The organism is Sphingobacterium sp. GW821-FHT03E03, assembly GCF_059420745.1.
The window spans coordinates 181539-200604 of sequence record NZ_JBWKUH010000003.1 but is presented as its reverse complement, the minus strand read 5'-3'; the positions used below and the strand labels follow the sequence as shown (position 1 = coordinate 200604).

Here is a 19066-nt window from a genome sequence, read left to right as displayed (position 1 = left end):
TCCAATTGGAAATTTATGGATAACCAAGATATAAAAAATAGGTTTGGAATCATCGGTAATTCACCGTTGTTAAATCGGGCGATAGATATTGCCCGGCAGGTGGCTCCAACTGATATTTCTGTATTAATACAAGGTGAAAGCGGTAGTGGTAAAGAAGTTTTTTCGCATATTATCCATCAATTGAGTTCCCGTAAGCATGGCCCATTTATAGCGGTCAACTGTGGAGCAATACCAGAGGGAACAATAGACTCCGAATTATTTGGCCATGAGAAAGGTTCCTTTACCGGTGCGCATGAAGCTCGTAAGGGTTATTTTGAAGTGGTTGATGGTGGAACAATTTTCCTGGACGAGGTCGGGGAGTTACCTTTAGGTACACAAGCTCGATTACTACGTGTTTTGGAATCTGGGGAGTATATTCGTGTGGGATCATCGAAGGTTCAAAAAACCAATGTGCGTGTGGTTGCTGCGACAAACGTCAATATGTTTGAAGCTGTTCAAAAAGGTAAATTTAGGGAGGATCTCTATTACCGCCTAAATACAGTTCCTCTGCGTGTGCCTTCACTCAGAGAACGTCCCGAAGACATCAATTTATTGTTTCGAAAGTTTATTGTCGATTTTTCGGAAAAGTATCGCTCCCCTGGTGTGCAGCTGACTGAAGATGCACAAAATATGCTGCGTAACTATAACTGGCCAGGGAATGTGCGTCAATTGAAAAATGTTGCCGAACAAATTGCTGTTTTAGAGAAAGAACGTGTTGTTGACGCGCATACACTGCAAAACTATTTGCCAAATGAGTCACGTACGAGTCTACCGGCCATAGTTTCATCCAATAATAACGCAAAGGAAGATTTCTCTGAAAGAGACCTCTTGTATAAGGTTCTGTTCGATATGAAGAAAGATATGGTCGATCTGAAAAAGCTCGTAGTCGAGCTGATCCAGAAAGGTGTGGATTCTTCTACATTCGATCAAAATTCTCCTTATATCAATCAGCTCTATCAGGAAATTGAACCACAGATAAAATCTGATACCGAAGGATACGGTATCGCGCCAACCTTGACGATACATTCGCCGAATAATAATACAGCAAATGTATTGAAGAATCCTGTTGCGCAGGACGATTATCTGCAAGATGCACAGGAGGTAGAAGAGTCTTTGTCTTTGGTAGACAAGGAATCGGATCTTATCAAAAAAGCCTTGAAAAAACATCGCGGTAAACGGAAAGCTGCTGCACAAGAATTGGGAATTTCCGAAAGAACTTTGTATCGGAAAATTAAAGACTTAAATTTAGACTAGGGTTTTGCACATGTTGTCAAGAAGAATTTTATACAGCTTTCTCACAACCGCTTTTCTATTCATCATGAATAGTTGTGGTGTGAAATATGGATTTACAGGAGGATCCATTCCAGAAGGGATGAAGACCGTCAATATTCAATATTTCGAAAATATCGCACCTTTGGTTTATCCGACTTTAAGCCAGAATTTTACAGAGGCACTAAAGGAACGTATTCGAAACCAATCCCGATTAAGTCAGGTCAACCAAGATGGTGATGCTACATTTGAGGGGTTCATTACAGACTATACGATCAGTCCAGCCGCCGTTGAAGCGGGAACGGACCGCGCTGCGATGAATAGGATGACCATTACAATTAAAGTTTCCTATCATAATAAGATAAACCCTAAAGACGATTTTGAGCAACCCTTTACGCGTTTCAAAGAGTTCGCAGGAAATCTTCAGAGTGCACAGGAGGAGACCCTGGGTAAGGAAATTATCCAAATGTTGACAGAGGATATTTATAATAAGGCATTTGCTAACTGGTAATCCTGCTCCAAGATGAATATTACTATGCCACTATCGAATAACGAGCTTTTCTTTCGAGCAATCAATCATCCGGAGTCTATTGATGAAGATGTAATTTTGGCTTTGATTGAAAAATATCCTTATGCGCAAAGTTTGCGATTTATATATGAACGTAAAGTTTTTGGTGAGAGCAAACCTGTTCAGAATCTATCGTCTGCATTGTTGTATGCTTCGTCTCCAAATTGGTTATACGAATTTATGCATAGCAGACCAGGGGTGGCAGTGAAAGAAATCCAATTGGAAGACATCGTTCTTGATGATGAAATTGAGGATGGCTTGTCGGAGGGTATTATTGTTGAGGAAGCGGTAGCGGTAGATATTGAAGTTGAGCAGGAGGAAACTGATGGTGAAGAGGTGGAGAAGACAGATGAATTGGACCGTTTGATTCAAGCAGGTGTAGCGCAGGATTATTTTCGTTCGCGTGATGCAAAACAACAGACCACGATTGTTGAGTCAACTGAAACTGTTGAGCCAGCTCATTCTGAAATTTCTGTTCAGCCATCGGAGGATACACAGGAGCGTGTCACAGTTTATGATGATGATACAATGCCCTATAGCTTTTTATGGTGGTTGCATAAAACGCGACTTGAGTATGCTGAAACATACCAACCTTATGTAAATTCACCGTTGGGCCCAATGACACCATCAAATGATGATATTGCGAAGATCCATGAAAAATTGGATAGCCAGCTATTGGATCAACAAATTCGGGAAAACATTTTCCATTTGCAATCACCAGAGGCAAAACTCAGTGATGAAGTGAAAACAACAATCTCTTTCCAGATTCCGCGCAAAACGGATGAGGTGATCGAGAAATTTATCCGCGAAGAGCCTATTATCCAACCATTGCAGGCTGAAAAGTTGGATTTGGAGAATAAAGCGAGAAAAAGCTCAGAAGATCAGCATTCACTGGTGACAGAGACCCTTGCAAAAATATATACCGAACAGGGTTTATATCCTAAAGCAATAGAGGTTTACGAAAAATTAGTTTTGAAATATCCAGAAAAAAATGCTTACTTTGCGGCACGCATAACAGAATTAGAAAAGAAATTAAATTAATTACATAAAGAGATGCAAGGATTATTAATTGGTCTTATCATATTAGCTAGTATTATTTTAGCATTTTTGGTTTTAATCCAAAATCCAAAAGGTGGTGGTTTATCATCTGGTTTTTCCGGAGGAACAAACCTAATGGGTGTAAAACGTACAGGTGACTTTTTGGAAAAAGGTACATGGATCATGGTTATTGCTATTATGATTTTTAGTTTGGGTGTTAACATTATGGGATCATCACCAAGTACATCTAAAGGTGGTTTGGGTGGTCAAATTGAAGCCCCAGCACAACAACCAGGACCTTTGAACTTGGGTACACCAGCACAGAAACCTGCAGGTGCTCCAGCAGGACAAGAGCAAGCTGCTCCAGCGCAATCAGAACAAAAAACTCCGGCGACAACGCCAGCAGCTAAGCCAACTGAAGAAGCTAAGAAATAGTTGCAAACAAAGAAATTTAAAAGGCCTCGTCTACAATTTAGACGAGGCCTTTTTTTGTTATACGCGGTTTGTCAGTCTGTCTATTGAAGTATGATCGGAATGGCAAACAAGGATTTGTAAGGTTGTCAGACAAACAGTGACAGTGTGACAGCAAAATGTGCTTTTATTTGTGAACATGTTAAGTTTTCGGTGAAAAATTGTCTTATACATCCTCTTATTTACAATTGGCATAAAAGATGATGTGTCTATAACGATTATAACATAAAAATAAATTCAATAACAGATAAAAAGTAAATTAATTATGGCATTAAGTATCCAACCTATCGGAGATAGAGTAGTAGTAGAAGCTGCTCCAGCAGAAGAAAAAACAGCTTCAGGGTTATACATTCCCGATACAGCAAAAGAAAAACCATCTCAAGGTACAGTGGTTGCTGTAGGTACTGGTAAAGTTGACGAGCCGTTAACTGTAAAAGTAGGTGACAAAGTATTATATGGTAAATATGCAGGTACTGAAATTACTTACGAAGGAAAAGAGTACTTAATTATGCGTGAGTCTGATATTTACGCTGTTATCTAAGGGATTAAAAGTCTAAATTACAAAGTTAAAATTTAAAAAATTGAGGCAGTTCGTAGCTGCAGACTTGTAACATTAGAGTCTCACTACTAATATCTCAATACTCAATACTAAAAAAATGGCAAAACAAGTAAAATATAACGTTGAGGCTCGTGAGGCCCTTAAAAAAGGTGTAGACACTTTAGCTAATGCTGTTAAAGTAACATTGGGTCCAAAAGGACGTAACGTAATTATTGAGAAGAAATTCGGTGCACCAGTAATTACTAAAGATGGTGTTTCAGTTGCGAAAGAAATCGAATTGAAAGATGCTTTAGAAAATATGGGTGCTCAAATGGTAAAAGAAGTTGCTTCTAAAACTGCTGATCAAGCGGGTGATGGTACAACTACGGCTACTGTATTGGCACAAGCAATTGTTGCTCCAGGTATCAAATCTGTAGCTGCAGGTGCTAATCCAATGGATTTAAAACGTGGTATTGACAAAGCTGTGGCAGCTGTTGTTGCTAACTTGAAATCTCAATCTCAAGTAGTTGGTCAAGACAACAACAAAATTAAACAAGTAGCGGCGATCTCTGCGAATAACGACGAGATCATCGGTTCTTTGATTGCGCAGGCAATGGAAAAAGTTGGTAACGATGGTGTTATCACTGTTGAAGAAGCAAAAGGTACTGAAACAGAAGTAAAAACTGTAGAAGGTATGCAATTTGACCGTGGATATTTATCTCCATACTTTGTTACGAACTCTGACAAAATGGAAGCGGAATTAGATAACCCTTACATTTTGATCTACGACAAGAAGATTAGCAACATGAAAGAGTTGTTGCCTATCTTGGAAAAACAAGTTCAAACTGGTAAACCATTGTTGATTATTGCTGAAGATTTAGATGGTGAAGCTCTTGCAACATTAGTTGTCAATAAAATCCGTGGTTCATTGAAAGTAGCAGCGGTAAAAGCTCCAGGTTTTGGTGACCGTCGTAAAGCGATGTTGGAAGATATCGCTATCTTAACTGGTGGTACTGTAATCTCTGAAGAAAGAGGTTTCAAATTGGAGAATGCTGAGTTATCTTATTTAGGTCAAGCTGAAAAAGTTCAAGTTGACAAAGATAATACAACAATTATCAATGGTGGTGGTAACGTAGATGACATCAAAGCTCGCGTTGCTCAAATCCGTTCACAAATCGAAACAACAACTTCTGACTACGATCGCGAGAAATTGCAAGAGCGTTTGGCAAAATTGTCAGGTGGTGTTGCTGTATTGTACGTAGGTGCTACTACTGAGGTAGAGATGAAAGAGAAAAAAGACCGTGTTGATGATGCTTTACATGCAACTCGTGCTGCAGTTGAAGAAGGTATCGTTGCTGGTGGTGGTGTTGCATTTATCCGTGCTACTGAAGCTTTGGTAAACCTTAAAGGTGAAAACGAAGATGAGCAAATCGGTATTGATATTATCAAACGTGCTATCGAAGAGCCTTTGCGTCAAATCTGTAATAACGCAGGTATTGAGGGTGCAGTGATCGTTCAGAAAGTAAAAGAAGGTACTGCTGACTTTGGTTATAACGCACGTACTGACCGTTACGAGAACTTAATCGCGGCAGGTGTAATTGACCCTACTAAAGTATCTCGTATTGCTTTGGAAAATGCTGCTTCAGTTGCTTCAATGTTGTTGACAACAGAGTGTGTATTGGCTGACGAGGCTGAAGAAAACCCTGTAGGTGCCGGTGCTCCTCCAATGGGTGGTGGTATGGGTGGAATGATGTAAGATCATCCAAACTATCTGATATACAAAAGGTTCATCTGGAATTCCAGATGAACCTTTTTATTTGATGTTTAATATCCTTTTGCTGTATCATCTCCACGAGGATCGGCGCCGGTCTGCAATTTGCCGTTTGGAAGGATAAGAATATTTTCTACACGTCCTATTGTTCCTCTAGGATTTATCACATAGCCGTCTTTTGTCAATTTATCTCGTAGTATTGTGTCAATTGCACCTTGCTCGACATCAATGCGATCAGGTAACCACTGGTGATGGAATCGGGGCGAACTGACAGCGGATTGTGCATTTTGTCCAAAGTCAATCACATTTAATATGGTTTGGAAAACGGAGGTAATAATAGTTGATCCGCCGGGTGTCCCCACCACCATAAATAGTTTACCATCCTTTTCTAGAATAGTAGGTGTCATAGAACTCAACATTCTCTTCCCAGGCTGAATTTCATTTGCTTTTTCTCCTGTCAGGCCATACATATTAGGTACACCAGTCTTTATTGAGAAATCGTCCATTTCATTGTTTAATAAAAACCCTGCACCATCTACGATAACACCAGATCCATAGGAGTCATTGAGTGTGGTGGTGATAGAAACAGCATTTCCCTGCTCATCAACAATATTGAAATGAGTTGTTTGCTCACTTTCGTAACCCGGAATGACATCTGCATTTACGTTTTTACTCAATGTCGCCTGATGAAAATTAAACGGATTCAGTTTAGTGGCATTTATTGTGGAATCTATCAGTTGTTGTACAGGGATATTGATAAAATCAGGATCCCCTAAATACTTTGCTCTATTTGCATACACATAGCGTTCTGCTTCAACGATGATACGTATTGTGGAGTCTGTCTGGAAGCCCCAGCGCTGAAGGGGGAATTGTTCAACCGACTTTAATAAAGCCAGTAGGGAGGTTCCGCCGCTCGATGGTGGAGGCATAGAAACAACCTTGTGTCCTCTATAGCTCGATGCAATCGGGGCACGCCAGGCTGCCTTATAACTCGTTAGATCCTGATGGGTAATGATCCCTTTACCATTATTCATTTCGGCAATGAGCAGATCGGCCGTTTTTCCTTTATAGAAGCCGTCGCGTCCTTCGTTAGCGATTCTTTCGATGGTATTTGCAAGATCTTCTTGTACAAACAGGTCACCGGTTTTCCAGGCTGTATTTTTGATAATTGCGGCACCAGTGGGATTCAGCTTGACAAACCGCTCTTTATGATCTTCAAACTCGCGGGCTTGCCTTTCACTGATCTTAAAACCTTTCCGTGCAAGTTCGATTGCGGGTAAGAGTAATTCTTTCCAGGCTAGCTTCCCATATTTCTGATGGGCGTCCCACATGCCGGCGACAGAACCGGGAATACCCGATGCGAGCGCACTGTATAGGCTTAAATCGGGGATAACATTCTTTTGCGCATCCAGATACATATCCCGATGAGCCTGTTTAGGAGCGGTCTCTCTAAAGTCCAGTGCATCGTACTGCCCCATATTGTTGCGATATAGCATAAAACCGCCGCCACCGATATTTCCTGCATTTGGATATACTACAGCGAGGGCAAACTGCACCGCGACGGCAGCATCAATGGCATTTCCTCCCTTTTTTAGCACCGTGACGCCAACTTCCGAGGCTATGGGATGTGCCGTTACTACAGCTGCTTTGTTGAATGTCTCGGGGCTAGTTTTATGGGCGTCAAGCTGCCTGTGGGTATTGGAACATGAAGCGAATAGCAAACTTCCTATTAGCGAATAAATAAATAGTTTATTCATAATATCTACTCTAAAATTATGCGTAAGATTAATATTAAACCTTGTACACCTCTGAAACACAAAGGTGCTATTTTAATTTTTCATTGTTTTTATGACGGTCTGCATCCCGAATAGATTTCTTTTGCAGGTTCTTTTCCAGTGCGTCGGTCAGGTCTATACCCGTTTGATTTGCAAGACACATTAAGACAAACAATACATCGGCCATCTCATCAGCCAGATTAACCTCTTTATCTGATTTTTTGAAAGACTGTTCGCCGTATTGTCTCGCCATGATCCGGGCGACTTCGCCAACTTCTTCCATAAGCATGGCTGTATTTGTCAGCTCATTGAAATAGCGTATCCCCGTTGTATTGATCCATTTATCAATTACTTCCTGTGCTTCTTTGATTGTCATTTTTTCGGATTAAGTAGTTTAAAAATTGTCCTTATCTTTTGTATCCATTATTATGGTAACGGGACCATCATTCAATAAATTGATTTTCATGTCAGCTCCAAATATACCAAGCTGAACAGGCTGATCGATCAGTTGGGAAAGCAGTTTGGCCATTTCTTCATACAGCGGTTTGGCGGTATCAGGTTTGGCCGCCCGAATAAATGATGGCCTATTTCCTTTTTTTGTCTGAGCGAATAGGGTGAACTGAGAAATCAGTAAGATATTACCGCCGATATCCAGTATAGATTTATTCATTAGTCCCTGCTCATCTTCAAAAATCCGTAGGTTAACAAATTTTTGTCCCAACCATTTTAAGTCTTCAATTGTATCGGCTTCTTCTATTCCCAATAGGATCACTAAACCTTTTTGAATCTGCCCGGTGATCTGTTCGTCTACTGTACAGGAAGCATGTTTTACCCGTTGTATTACTGCACGCATAATGAAAAGTATAAAACCAAAGTTAAAAATTCCGATCGTCAAACACGATCCAATCTAGCATTTATTGGTACCAAAATAAAAAGTCTCCTTCTCTATTGAAGAGAAGGAGACTTTTATATAGCCGGGATCCTAATTGTTAAAATTTGATATTTAAGCCCAACATAAAGTTTGTAGGTGCCTGTGGAAAGTAGAAATTGTAATATTTCCTGGTATCGCCTTCCATCCAACCAAAGGTATAACCGTTTGTTTCATACTTTTCATTCAGGATGTTGTTTACCTGTAAACTTAGGTTAATATCTTTTATGCCTAAAGCTGTAAAATTATAATTCGCTAGCAGATTATTAACAAAATAAGAAGAGATGCTTCTTTCTTTCGCTGAGGAATTATCGAGATATTGTCGTCCTACATACTTTGACAGCAATGAAAATGTGAGCGGTTCAATAGGGCTGTAGGAGAAATTACTGGATAAAATCGTATTTGGAGACAGGGCAATATCAGTCTTTGGATAGGAGATTCTGAGGTCACCCATGACTTCTTCAAAATTCTTGATCTTATTCTGGCTGAAGGTAGCTGTAGCCTTCCAGTTCAATTGCTTATTGATGTTCCAGGCTCCGTCAAATTCCAGTCCGATGCGATAACTGTTTTTCACATTTTGTCGGATAGGAGCTCCGGTATCACTGATTTCACCTGTCGGAATCAATTGATCCTTATAAAACATACCGTATCCATTCAATCCAATATTGAATTTTGTATTGGTGAATCTATATCCAATTTCAATGTCCTGCATTTTTTCTGGCGTTGGATCCGGAAGTTTGCTGTTTTTCTCTATGAAATCTTTCCGGACGGGTTCCTTTTGTGCGAAGGCATAGGAAGCATAGATATTTGCATGATCATTTAATAGATAGGTTGCTCCAGCCTTTGGATTTAGGAAATTGAATTTTGGGTGGTAATTATAGTTTTTGACCTTATCATCATCGCCATACATGCGATAGTCTACATTTCGGTATTGCACGTCGGCCATTAGAATCCATTTATCCAATTTGTAATCTACCTTTAAGAAATTGCTGAAGTCGTTTTTCTGCGATTTTCCAAAGTAATATTTGTCATCAATAAATCCCGTTGAGGCATACTGTGCCCAGATTACTTCACCATAATGTTTTCCCTTGTATTGATTGTATGCACCACCCCAAATAATTTCAAGTTGCTCATTGGGTTTGTAATTAAGAGCGTAGGTCATACCATAAAAGTAATTATCAAGCCATCTTCTGCGGACTAGATCTGTTTTTTTTATGGTGTCCTGGCCAATGATGACATCTGGTAGACCATATTTACTTAATTTATCGGCTGGTCTCATCTCCTCATAGTAACCATAGCCTCTTGTATAATGTAGCGCGGTATTTAGCGTGAGCTTGTCGCTGAGGATATTGGTGTAATGAAGTTGGTGATGCTTCTGTGTATAATTGTCCGTTTGGTTTTTGTAGGTATATAGATTATAGTTCCTTCCTGCATTCATAAAACGGTCCTTTTCTGTTCCAGCTATTTCTAACCCATAATCTGCATAATCGTCCATACGGGATCTGTCCCCCGTGATCAAGGGTTCTGGTACCCCGTTCCAAGCCTGGTATGTTTTTTCTTTTCCCCAGAATACGATTCCTTTTAAAATGTGTTTCTTACCGTAGTAGCCGCCATCGATATAAAAAGATTGTAGGTCTGAGGCGCCTCTTTCGATATAGCCATTGCTGCTAATCCTTGATAACCGGGCATTGAAAGCAAACTTGTCGTTGATCAATCCTGTACCTAGCTTCATTGTATTTTTCCAAGTGTTGTAAGATCCAAATGAATTGTTAAGTTCGGTATAGGGTTTTTCGGCTAAAGTATTTGATTGAATATTTAACGAAGCGCCGAAGGAACCAGCGCCATTTGTCGAGGTTCCAATCCCCCGTTGCACTTGAATGCTTTCAGTAGATGATGCGAAATCAGGAAGATTGACAAAGAATGAGCCCATACTTTCAGCATCATTTAGTGGAATTCCATTAAGAGTTACATTGATGCGCTGGTTGTCAGATCCCCGAATGGTCATGTTTGTATATCCTATGCCGGCTCCTGCATTGGAGTTGACCTGGACAGAAGGCGTTTGATTCAATAGATAGGGGATGTCCTGCCCCAGGTTATTTCGTGAAATCTCTTCTTTTGAGATATTCTTGAATGTCGTTGGGGCATTCTTTTTGGCTCTGGTAGATACAACGAGTACTTCTTCTGTACGAATTGTTTTCGGATCAAGTTGGACAGTCACTTCCATATCACGCTCAATGTTCAGGTTTTGGATCCAGGTTTGATATCCTATAAAAGAAACTTGAACGGAATGCTTCCCTTTCTGAATATTATACAATTTGATCAGACCATCTTTGTCCGATTTGGTTGTAAAAGAAGCCTGTCCATCCAGGGATACAGATGCATTTTGTAGCGGCCTTTGTGTGTTCCTGTCTACGGTCTTAATCGTCAAATTGTGCTGAGCAACAGCAATTTGGATAGAAACAGTAGCTAAAGCGCTACAAATCAAAAATTTGATCATGTTGATGTATTTTGTTTAAGTTAAACAAATCATAGAAAGGGGTCACTATGATCGTTCTATTTAACTAACCTCTCCCTCCGCCAGCATTACCTGGATCAGGTGCACAGAACTTAATCTGTTGGGTATAATCTCAGCCCTTATTTGTGTTTCTGACAAAACAAGGCACCCCTATTCGATGATGCGAATATATACATTAAAATCGGAATGATATAACGTGATCTGTTTTTTGACAAAAGGGTAGTGTAGTTAAAAATTCGTTAAAATTTCCTTATGGTTTAAAGTTTTACGTTTAGGCTTGTTTTTGGTATTTATTGTTCTTTTTAGGTACCTTGGCATAGAGTTTTCTACTGTTAGTATGTATTCATATCGGTCAAAAATTTTTAATTACTAATTTGAGAGTGAGGAGATAAAATGTTAAAATATTTAAGCGCAAATTATATTCTACCGATCACTTCAATGCCAATAAAAGATGGTATTGTGGCGGTAGATGAAGAGGGGGTAATTCAGGGTATTTACGACCCCGCATCGTTTACTTTGAATGATAAGGTCAAGATCGAAAGGTATGATGGCGTTATTATTCCAGGTTTTATCAACGCCCATTGCCATATTGAATTATCACATATGAAAGGTGTAGTACCTAAAGGTACCGGTCTACCAAACTTCTTGAGTCAGGTGATGACTTCACGCAGTGCTTCGATGAAGAAAATGGATGATGCAATGGCAAAGGCGGATAAAGAGATGTATGAAAATGGTATTGTAGCGGTGGGCGACCATGCGAATACAGATAACTCTTCTACATTGAAGGAGGAATCGCAAATACTTTATCATACGTTTGTGGAAGTCATTGGCGTTGAACCTGAAGAAGCTGATTTTAAATTAAAAGAAGCGAAATCGTTGACGCAAGAATTCAGAAATGGCCATGTGTCGATTACGCCACATGCACCCTATTCCTGTTCAAAAGCTCTTTTTAAAAAATTCAAAAAAGCTGTCTCTGAGACGAACATCATTAGTATTCATAATCAGGAGAGTGACGAAGAGAATAAATTGTTTAGATACAAAACGGGTGAATTTCTAGACTTCTATAAGAGCATCGGAAAAAATGCAGATTCTATTAAAGCACAAGCCCGGAATTCGATCCAGTCTTACTTACCTTATTTGCCTTATCCGAATAAGTTGTTGTTAGTTCATAACACTTATACTTCATTAAAAGATTTGGATTTTGTGGAGCGTATGGATCGGGATGTCGTGTGGTGTTTGTGTCCGAAAGCAAATTTATATATCGAAGGTGCTTTACCTAAGATTCATAATTTTATAAATGCAGGACAACCATTAGTTATCGGAACGGATAGTTTGGCATCGAACGATACGCTTTCGGTATTGGAAGAGTTGAAAGCATTGCATGAACATTTCGAGGATTTGGATTTCTTGCAAACCATTCAATGGGCTACAATCAACGGAGCTGTTGCGCTGAATATCCAAGATAAATATGGATCTCTGGAAGTAGGTAAAAAGCCGGGAATTGTTTTGCTCCAAGGTATGGAACACATGCGCTTGACAGATAAAGTTAAAATCAAACGTTTAGCATAGTATTTAATTCCACAAAAACTTCTGTACTTTTGCTCTTATGAAACATTTGAATATTTCAATAAGGGGTAAAGTACAGGGAGTCTTTTTTCGATTGACGGCCAAAGCTGTTGCCGATCAGGTTGGTGTAAAAGGCTTTGTTGTCAATCAAAAGGATGGAACTGTCTATATTGAAGCTGAGGGTGACGATTTTGCACTTGATTCAATGTTGGACTTCTGCCAGGAAGGTCCAGAGGATGCAAGTGTTGAAGCGGTTGAAGTTAAGGAAGGTGAGCTTAAGGGCTTTTCTAATTTTGAAGTGATTAAAAGAATCCAACCCCAAGCCTAGTGTCAACAATAAAGAAATTTCTCAGCGATACCGTTATCTATGGTGTGACTACTATCGTTTCAAGAATGATAGGATTTCTGATGACGCCGCTCTATCTCCGTAAATTCAAGGATGCAGCGATCTATGGAATTTATTCTAATTTTTATGCGTGGATGTCCATGCTCAATGCTATTCTAGCATTTGGAATGGAGACAACTTATTTCCGGTATTTACAGAAAGTTGAACCACAGGATAAGAATAAAGTTTACAACAATAGCTTCTTCATCACTTTAATTACCTCCGGATTATTACTGTTGTCTGTATTTGTTTTCACAAGACCTATTGCTTCGTGGTTTGCAGATGGTGGAGATGTGTCTCTCTATGAGCAATATATTAAATACTTCGCATTTATTCTCGTTGCGGATGCGCTTGCTGTCATACCATTTACAAAATTGCGTGCCGAAGGGAGACCTTATAAGTATAGTGCACTGAAATTTGTCAATATTGGTATTACCGTGATTTCAAATTTGTTCTTTATTTTGTTCTTGCCGGATTGGGTACATAAGTACACCTTTTGGGCTGATTTTGCTGGAACATGGTTCAAAGAAGGTTGGATCGGTTATGTCTTTATTTCCAATCTTTTCGCAAGTATCGTTACATTAATTCTATTACTGCCTGAATTGTTAACTTTCCGATTCAGCCTAGATAAAAGATTAATGAATGAAATGTTAAAGTATAGCTTCCCAATTTTAGTAGCTAATATTTCATTTATTATTAATGAGAATCTAGACAAAATGTTCTTTCTGAAATTGGTGCCTGGGGAGGCGGGGAAAGATGATTTAGGTATATATGGTGCAGTTGCTAAATTGGCCGTATTTTTAAGCTTATTTGTTACAGCTTTTAGACTAGGGGCGGAACCTTTCTTCTTTTCATATTCAAAAAACCAGAACGCATCGAAAACCTATGCGCTCATCATGGAGTATTTTGTTATCCTCATGGTTATCGCAATGGTCGGATTGACAGTCAATCTGGATTGGCTGAAATATTTTATCAAGGGTAATGAAGAAGAGATCGCAACATACTGGACTGGGCTTAAAATTGTCCCAATTCTTTTATTCAATTATGTGCTACTAGGAATATATATGAATTTATCGATTTGGTATAAGTTGACAGATCATACACGTTACGCTATTTATATTTCGGGCATAGGAGCGTTAATTACAATTATGCTCAATGTTTGGCTTATCCCAACTTATTCCTATGTGGGGGCTGTTTTATCAACAACAGTAGTATATCTGGTCATGATCGGTTTTTCACTTTACTGGGGACAGAAGTATTATCCCATACCTTATAAGATGATCAAGATCTCTGTCTATCTCGGCGTAGGGCTGTTGATTTCCTGGTTGAGCTTTCAAGTTTTTCATAGTAATATATGGGTCGGAAATGCCATGTTATTGCTACTGCTTGGTATTACTTTTTTCCTTGAAAAGAATGGGCTGATGAAATTAATTCGAAGAAAATAGCTGGTTTGTTCAATACATAAAAAAGGCGACAACTTAAATTTGGTTGTCGCCTTTTTTAATTATTGAAAAATCTTAAAATACTTCAGTTTCGAAGGTATGTTCAATATCATGGAGTACATCCAAAATCTCGTCTTGCGTTTGTAAGCTGACAAGTTTCATTCTGGATTCTTTGAAATTTGGAATTCCTTTGAAATAATTTGCGTAATGTCTCCGCATTTCAAAAATCCCTAATTTATCACCTTTCCATTCAATGGATTTGTTTAAGTGTGTTTTACATACCTCAACACGTTCGGCAATTGTAGGCCCCTCAAGGCGCTCACCTGTATGGAAGAAATGTTTGATTTCTCTAAAGATCCATGGGTAACCAATTGCAGCACGACCAATCATAATGCCATCAACCTCATATTCTTGTCTCCAGGCCGCGGCTTTCTCCACCGAATCCACATCACCGTTACCAAAAATTGGAATCTGAATGCGCGGATTGCGTTTGATGTCACGGATCATAGACCAATCAGCCTGACCTTTGTACAATTGCGCACGGGTACGGCCATGTATTGCTAATGCTTTTATGCCAACATCTTGCAATCGCTCTGCTACCTCGTATACATTTTTGGTATTGTCATCCCAGCCAAGACGTGTTTTTACTGTAACGGGTAGATGAGTTGCTTCAACAACAGCTTTGGTCATCGCAACCATTTTATCAATGTCTTGCAATAAGGAAGAGCCGGCTCCCTTACAGACCACTTTCTTAACAGGGCAGCCGTAATTGATGTCGATTAGATTTGGATTTGCTTTTGTGCAGATTTCAGCTGATTGGCGCATACTTTCAATATCTCCACCGAATATCTGGATACCGATAGGCCGTTCATATTCAAAAATATCAAGTTTTTGAACAGATTTAGCCGCATCACGAATCAGCCCTTCTGAGGAAATGAATTCAGTATACATTAAATCAACACCATTTTGTTTGCAAACATACCGAAATGGGGGATCGCTGACATCCTCCATCGGAGCAAGTAACAAAGGGAATTCTCCCAATTCAATATTTTCACCAATCTTGACCGACATCTTCAATTTTTTTTTACAAAGGTACAAAATTTGGTATTAGTATAAAGTTAGCTAACTGTCATGAGTTTAGAGTCGACTTTTTATCTCTTCGGAACCCGTAGCGCGTTGTGCCGTTGTGTTTTGAGAACCACCGAAACGGTAGCTGAAAGATAGGATGGCAGTTCTACTGTCGGGATTAGATCTACCAATGAGCCTGATCGTTGGCGAGATAGTTTCATATCGTCGATTATTGGTTCTGAAAATGTCATTAACCACTAATTTCAGCGTGGCTTTTTTATTGAGGAAGTTTTTTTGGATGCCAGAATATATCTGTCCGTAGCTTTTGATATGACTGATTCCTACCGTTAAGCCAGACACATAGTTGCCACCCAATTCGATAGACCAATCCTTAGGCAATTTGAACGAATTTTGGCTGTTTAGACTTAATGTATTTCCCTTGCGGACAATTAGCTCATCTTCTTGTGGCAATTCATATTCATTCCGATAATAGTTCGCAAAATGGGTTGCCGACCACCAGCTGGTAAATTGGGTCGGGGCAATAAAGGAAATCCCATAATTTTTAAAAGAACCTATATTTTCGGGCCTTTCAAAAGTGATATAGGGATTAAGTGGATCTCTTCCCAATATATCGTTGACAACATTTGACCGCTGTGCATAATTCAGCGTTAAGACATATTTGCTTGCGTAAGTATAACCTAGTTCAAAGGAGTGTTCGTATGCTGGGTTTAAGTTCGAATTTCCCTCAGCATAGGAAAAAGGATCTGTGTATACCCTGAATGGATTTAAATCCCAAAACGAAGGCCGTTGTATACGATAGCTGTAGCTGGTCTGTACTTTATGATTGTCATTGGCTGTATAAGTGAAAAACGCTGCTGGGAATAGTTTGAAATAGGATCTTTCAAATTGTTCGTTCAATGTAATTTGATGACTACGTGTACGGGTGTGTTCTCCGCGAACGCCTATTTGCGTTGAAAACTTATGCCAGCTTTTTGATAGATTTAGATAACCTGCATGAATAGTCTCTCTGTAGATAAAGTGATTACTTGTACCCAGATCCGGAACATATTGATCATTTTGTAATGTATCATAATGTAGATCGTTTTCAGTGCGTACGTAACTACTCTTCCAGCCAGCTTCCAGTTTATATTCCTTTGGAAGTGGAAGTGTATAATCTAGCTTGGCGACATATACTTTATTGTCTGAGGGGATATCACCAATTCTGGAGGAATTTGCTGGCGGTGTTGAAGCTCCCACATTGTTATATGCCGTATTCAGCTGCTGATCCATTTTTGAATAGTGGTCAACAAGGTCAAGATCTATTTTTAATTCATGACGTTTATCATTGAGCTTTAAATTATAATTGACATTGTACAACATATCTCGCCAGCGCTCCTTACCCTGTGTTATGGTCGTGGATGACCATACTAAATTATCGGTATTAAAATTTTTGAAACTATTTGTGGTGGGCTCGTACTTTGGATATTTTCCAAATCCTCCATTAATTAAGAAACCTATCGTCTGTTTGGGATTTATGCTGTAGTCCATGCCGACTCTGAAATTATTAGATCGGAGTTTTGGCTGTATGGTGTTTTCCTGTTGTGAATACGATTCAGGGCCTGATCCCTGATCGGTGTAAAAATAGCGTGTAAGTGAGTTGTAATATTTCAGATTTTGGAAATACTGATTATAAATCCCAAATACATTGATTTTTTCTGTACGATAATTAAGGTTTAGACTCCCGCCAAGATGCGCTCCTCTACCGGCACCGGCATTAGCCGATACGGAACCATTAAACCCCTGTTTGAGTCCTTTCTTTAATACAATGTTGATGATACCTGCGGATCCAGCAGCATCCTGTTTTGCATTTGGATTAGACATGACCTCGATTTTATTGATATCCATTGAGGAGGTGCTCCGTAGGAGATTGGCCAATTGATCGGCGGACAGGTATGTAATTTTCCCATTGATCATGACCGTCGCTCCAGATTTACCTTTAATACTTAGCGTACCACTTTCGTCGACAGCGACACCTGGAATCTTGCTGAGTAATTCCAGTCCGTTGTTGCCGTCTGCGAGCATTGAGTTTTCAATATTGAAGACCAGCTTGTCCTGCTGCTGTTCGATAAATTGTTTTTTTCTTTCGACGACGACCTCAGCGAGATAAGCATTGTTTTGCAATAATAGAATCTTGCCAAGATCATACTCGTCAAAATGTTCGTCCAACCTGAAATGGGGACTGAAAGTATCCTGATGGGTAAGGCTTTTGACTTTAATAAAATAGCTACCCGCTTTTGTATTGGTAAACCTGAAATTTCCGGTACTATCTGAGTGTGCCGTACTGGCCAGTATACCGCCATTGACGTGATAAAGCGAAATACTTACATAAGGAATGGCCTGTTTATCTTCGCCCACAGTCTGTCCCTTGATATGATTTGCTTTTTGAGCTTGGCTTGTAAATAGGGTACAGATCCAAAGGAGACTTAAGAGATAACGGAGGATATAAGGCATGATTATATAATTAAGTTGTTGCTAATTGTGGACGTCTTGTTTTTTTTGTTGACTTTTTTTTCTTTCCCCACCAGATGTAGAATCCTGTTATCGGTAAAGTCGCACAGATAAGCGATGCGATGAAGTAAATTATTTTGGTGGTCATTCCACCGATAAAGCCGGTATGTAGGGCATAATTGGAACGCATGAGCCATTCCGTGGTATTGGCTTCATCAATTGGTCCCTGTTTGCGGCCGGTTAATTCCAGGGTATAACGGTCAAAATTAAGGTCTCTCCAGCTTCCGTTGGCCATGTCCGTGCAGGCATACACCGCTTTATCTTCTTTTTCAGGATAGTGTACGATGACAGCTTCTTTGTTGAATTTTGCATATTCATGACGCACTTTATACCAGATTTGATCAGCGACCATCAACGCATCATTTAGCGGCTGATCCGGAAGTTCAGGTTTATTATTCTTTTCCGTTTTTGGTTTGTTTGGATAACCTCCCGTCATCCAAACGACAGAACTTCGAATCCAGGGAAAACTCATGATAAGCCCTGTAAAACACATGACGAATGCGATTGTTAGCGCATAGAAACCCAATACGTTGTGGAGGTCATAATTGACACGTTTAAATTTAGCTTTCCATTTAACCGTAAAACTCTGTTCTCTTGATCTACGGTTCCATTTCTTTGGCCACCATAATACCATGCCTGTGATCAGAAGTATGAAAAAGATAAAGGTGCTCCAGCCAACGACCTGCCTGCCTATTTTTGTGGGCATCCAAAGATGACGATGCCCCTCATCCATGAAATGGAAAAAATCCTCATGGTTGACAATCGCCAGGACTTCGGCTGTATAAGGGTTTACATAGACAAGACTGTCAGAGTGATCGAGGCTTACTTTGACGGATTTGTCCAGACCATAATACCAGGAGCTCGCAATTTCATAATCAGGAAGCGTCGCTTTAACAGATTTATAGATCGCAGATGGAGGAAGCTGTTCTTCTGATTTTTGAGGGGTGACCTGAATATAGTTTGTGGTTAATTCTTTGATATCATGTTCAAAGACAAGTACGCAGCCTGTAATTCCTAAGATGATAACGGGTATACCCGCTGCGATTCCTAACCAAAGGTGTAGCCAGGCATTAATTTTACTGAGCATATTGAGGAACGGTTTTTATAATCCGATCTGCACATGTT

Annotated in this window: 16 protein-coding genes; 9 read left to right on the top strand and 7 right to left on the bottom strand. The window is 39.6% G+C overall.

Features of this window, described 5'->3' with window-relative positions:
* The first annotated feature begins 15 nt into the window (after positions 1–15).
* From AC07UV_RS05900 to groL, 6 genes are all read left to right on the top strand, one after another.
* Entirely contained in the window at positions 16–1293 is a 1278-nt protein-coding gene (locus AC07UV_RS05900) for a sigma-54 interaction domain-containing protein (RefSeq protein ID WP_282250847.1), read from the top strand.
* Positions 1294–1357: 64 nt separating this feature from the next.
* Entirely contained in the window at positions 1358–1819 is a 462-nt protein-coding gene (locus AC07UV_RS05895; RefSeq protein WP_282250846.1) for an LptE family protein, read from the top strand.
* A gap of 12 nt (positions 1820–1831) precedes the next feature.
* The gene (locus tag AC07UV_RS05890; RefSeq protein ID WP_282250845.1) at positions 1832–2917 is read left to right on the top strand and encodes a DUF8458 domain-containing protein; all 1086 of its coding nucleotides are present in this window, start codon (positions 1832–1834) and stop codon (positions 2915–2917) included.
* A 12-nt stretch (positions 2918–2929) separates the two neighbouring features.
* A complete protein-coding gene (secG, locus tag AC07UV_RS05885; protein WP_223584411.1) occupies positions 2930–3349 on the top strand; it encodes a preprotein translocase subunit SecG in 420 nt (139 codons plus the stop codon).
* Positions 3350–3650: 301 nt separating this feature from the next.
* Complete coding sequence (locus AC07UV_RS05880) at positions 3651–3926, top strand: co-chaperone GroES (RefSeq protein WP_088160030.1); 276 nt, start codon at positions 3651–3653, stop codon at positions 3924–3926.
* A 115-nt stretch (positions 3927–4041) separates the two neighbouring features.
* Positions 4042–5679, top strand: a complete 1638-nt coding sequence (gene groL / locus AC07UV_RS05875) for a chaperonin GroEL (RefSeq protein WP_223584413.1) — start codon at positions 4042–4044, stop codon at positions 5677–5679.
* A 68-nt stretch (positions 5680–5747) separates the two neighbouring features.
* Here the strand turns inward: groL and ggt are convergent, their stop codons facing one another.
* The 4 genes from ggt to AC07UV_RS05855 form a co-directional block, all read right to left on the bottom strand.
* On the bottom strand, positions 5748–7451 hold the full coding sequence (gene ggt, locus AC07UV_RS05870) for a gamma-glutamyltransferase (protein ID WP_495183018.1): 1704 nt from the start codon (positions 7449–7451) through the stop codon (positions 5748–5750).
* A gap of 67 nt (positions 7452–7518) precedes the next feature.
* The gene (locus tag AC07UV_RS05865; RefSeq protein WP_108636271.1) at positions 7519–7845 is read right to left on the bottom strand and encodes a nucleotide pyrophosphohydrolase; all 327 of its coding nucleotides are present in this window, start codon (positions 7843–7845) and stop codon (positions 7519–7521) included.
* Between the two features lie 18 nt (positions 7846–7863).
* Complete coding sequence (gene dtd, locus AC07UV_RS05860; protein ID WP_495183017.1) at positions 7864–8322, bottom strand: D-aminoacyl-tRNA deacylase; 459 nt, start codon at positions 8320–8322, stop codon at positions 7864–7866.
* Between the two features lie 136 nt (positions 8323–8458).
* Positions 8459–10894 (bottom strand): TonB-dependent receptor, encoded by a 2436-nt coding sequence (locus AC07UV_RS05855; RefSeq protein WP_495183016.1) that lies wholly within the window; start codon positions 10892–10894, stop codon positions 8459–8461.
* A 411-nt stretch (positions 10895–11305) separates the two neighbouring features.
* Between AC07UV_RS05855 and AC07UV_RS05850 the strand changes: the two genes are divergently transcribed.
* The 3 genes from AC07UV_RS05850 to AC07UV_RS05840 are packed head-to-tail and all read left to right on the top strand — an operon-like array spanning position 11306 to position 14308.
* Positions 11306–12481, top strand: coding sequence for an amidohydrolase family protein (locus tag AC07UV_RS05850; protein WP_282250828.1), 1176 nt, complete (start codon positions 11306–11308; stop codon positions 12479–12481).
* Between the two features lie 37 nt (positions 12482–12518).
* Positions 12519–12806: an acylphosphatase gene (locus tag AC07UV_RS05845; protein ID WP_495183015.1), complete on the top strand. Its 288-nt coding sequence runs from the start codon at positions 12519–12521 to the stop codon at positions 12804–12806.
* Positions 12806–14308: a lipopolysaccharide biosynthesis protein gene (locus AC07UV_RS05840; RefSeq protein WP_282250825.1), complete on the top strand. Its 1503-nt coding sequence runs from the start codon at positions 12806–12808 to the stop codon at positions 14306–14308. Before AC07UV_RS05845 ends, AC07UV_RS05840 begins: the two co-directional genes overlap by 1 nt.
* A gap of 72 nt (positions 14309–14380) precedes the next feature.
* On the opposite strand, the gene dusB is transcribed toward AC07UV_RS05840, so the two are convergent.
* The 3 genes from dusB to AC07UV_RS05825 all read right to left on the bottom strand — a co-directional run bounded on the left by dusB (position 14381) and on the right by AC07UV_RS05825 (position 19028).
* Positions 14381–15376, bottom strand: coding sequence for a tRNA dihydrouridine synthase DusB (gene dusB / locus AC07UV_RS05835; RefSeq protein ID WP_259186741.1), 996 nt, complete (start codon positions 15374–15376; stop codon positions 14381–14383).
* A 66-nt stretch (positions 15377–15442) separates the two neighbouring features.
* Complete coding sequence (locus AC07UV_RS05830) at positions 15443–17884, bottom strand: TonB-dependent receptor domain-containing protein (RefSeq protein ID WP_495183014.1); 2442 nt, start codon at positions 17882–17884, stop codon at positions 15443–15445.
* Between the two features lie 10 nt (positions 17885–17894).
* Entirely contained in the window at positions 17895–19028 is a 1134-nt protein-coding gene (locus tag AC07UV_RS05825; protein WP_495183013.1) for a PepSY-associated TM helix domain-containing protein, read from the bottom strand.
* Positions 19029–19066: the final 38 nt, after the last annotated feature.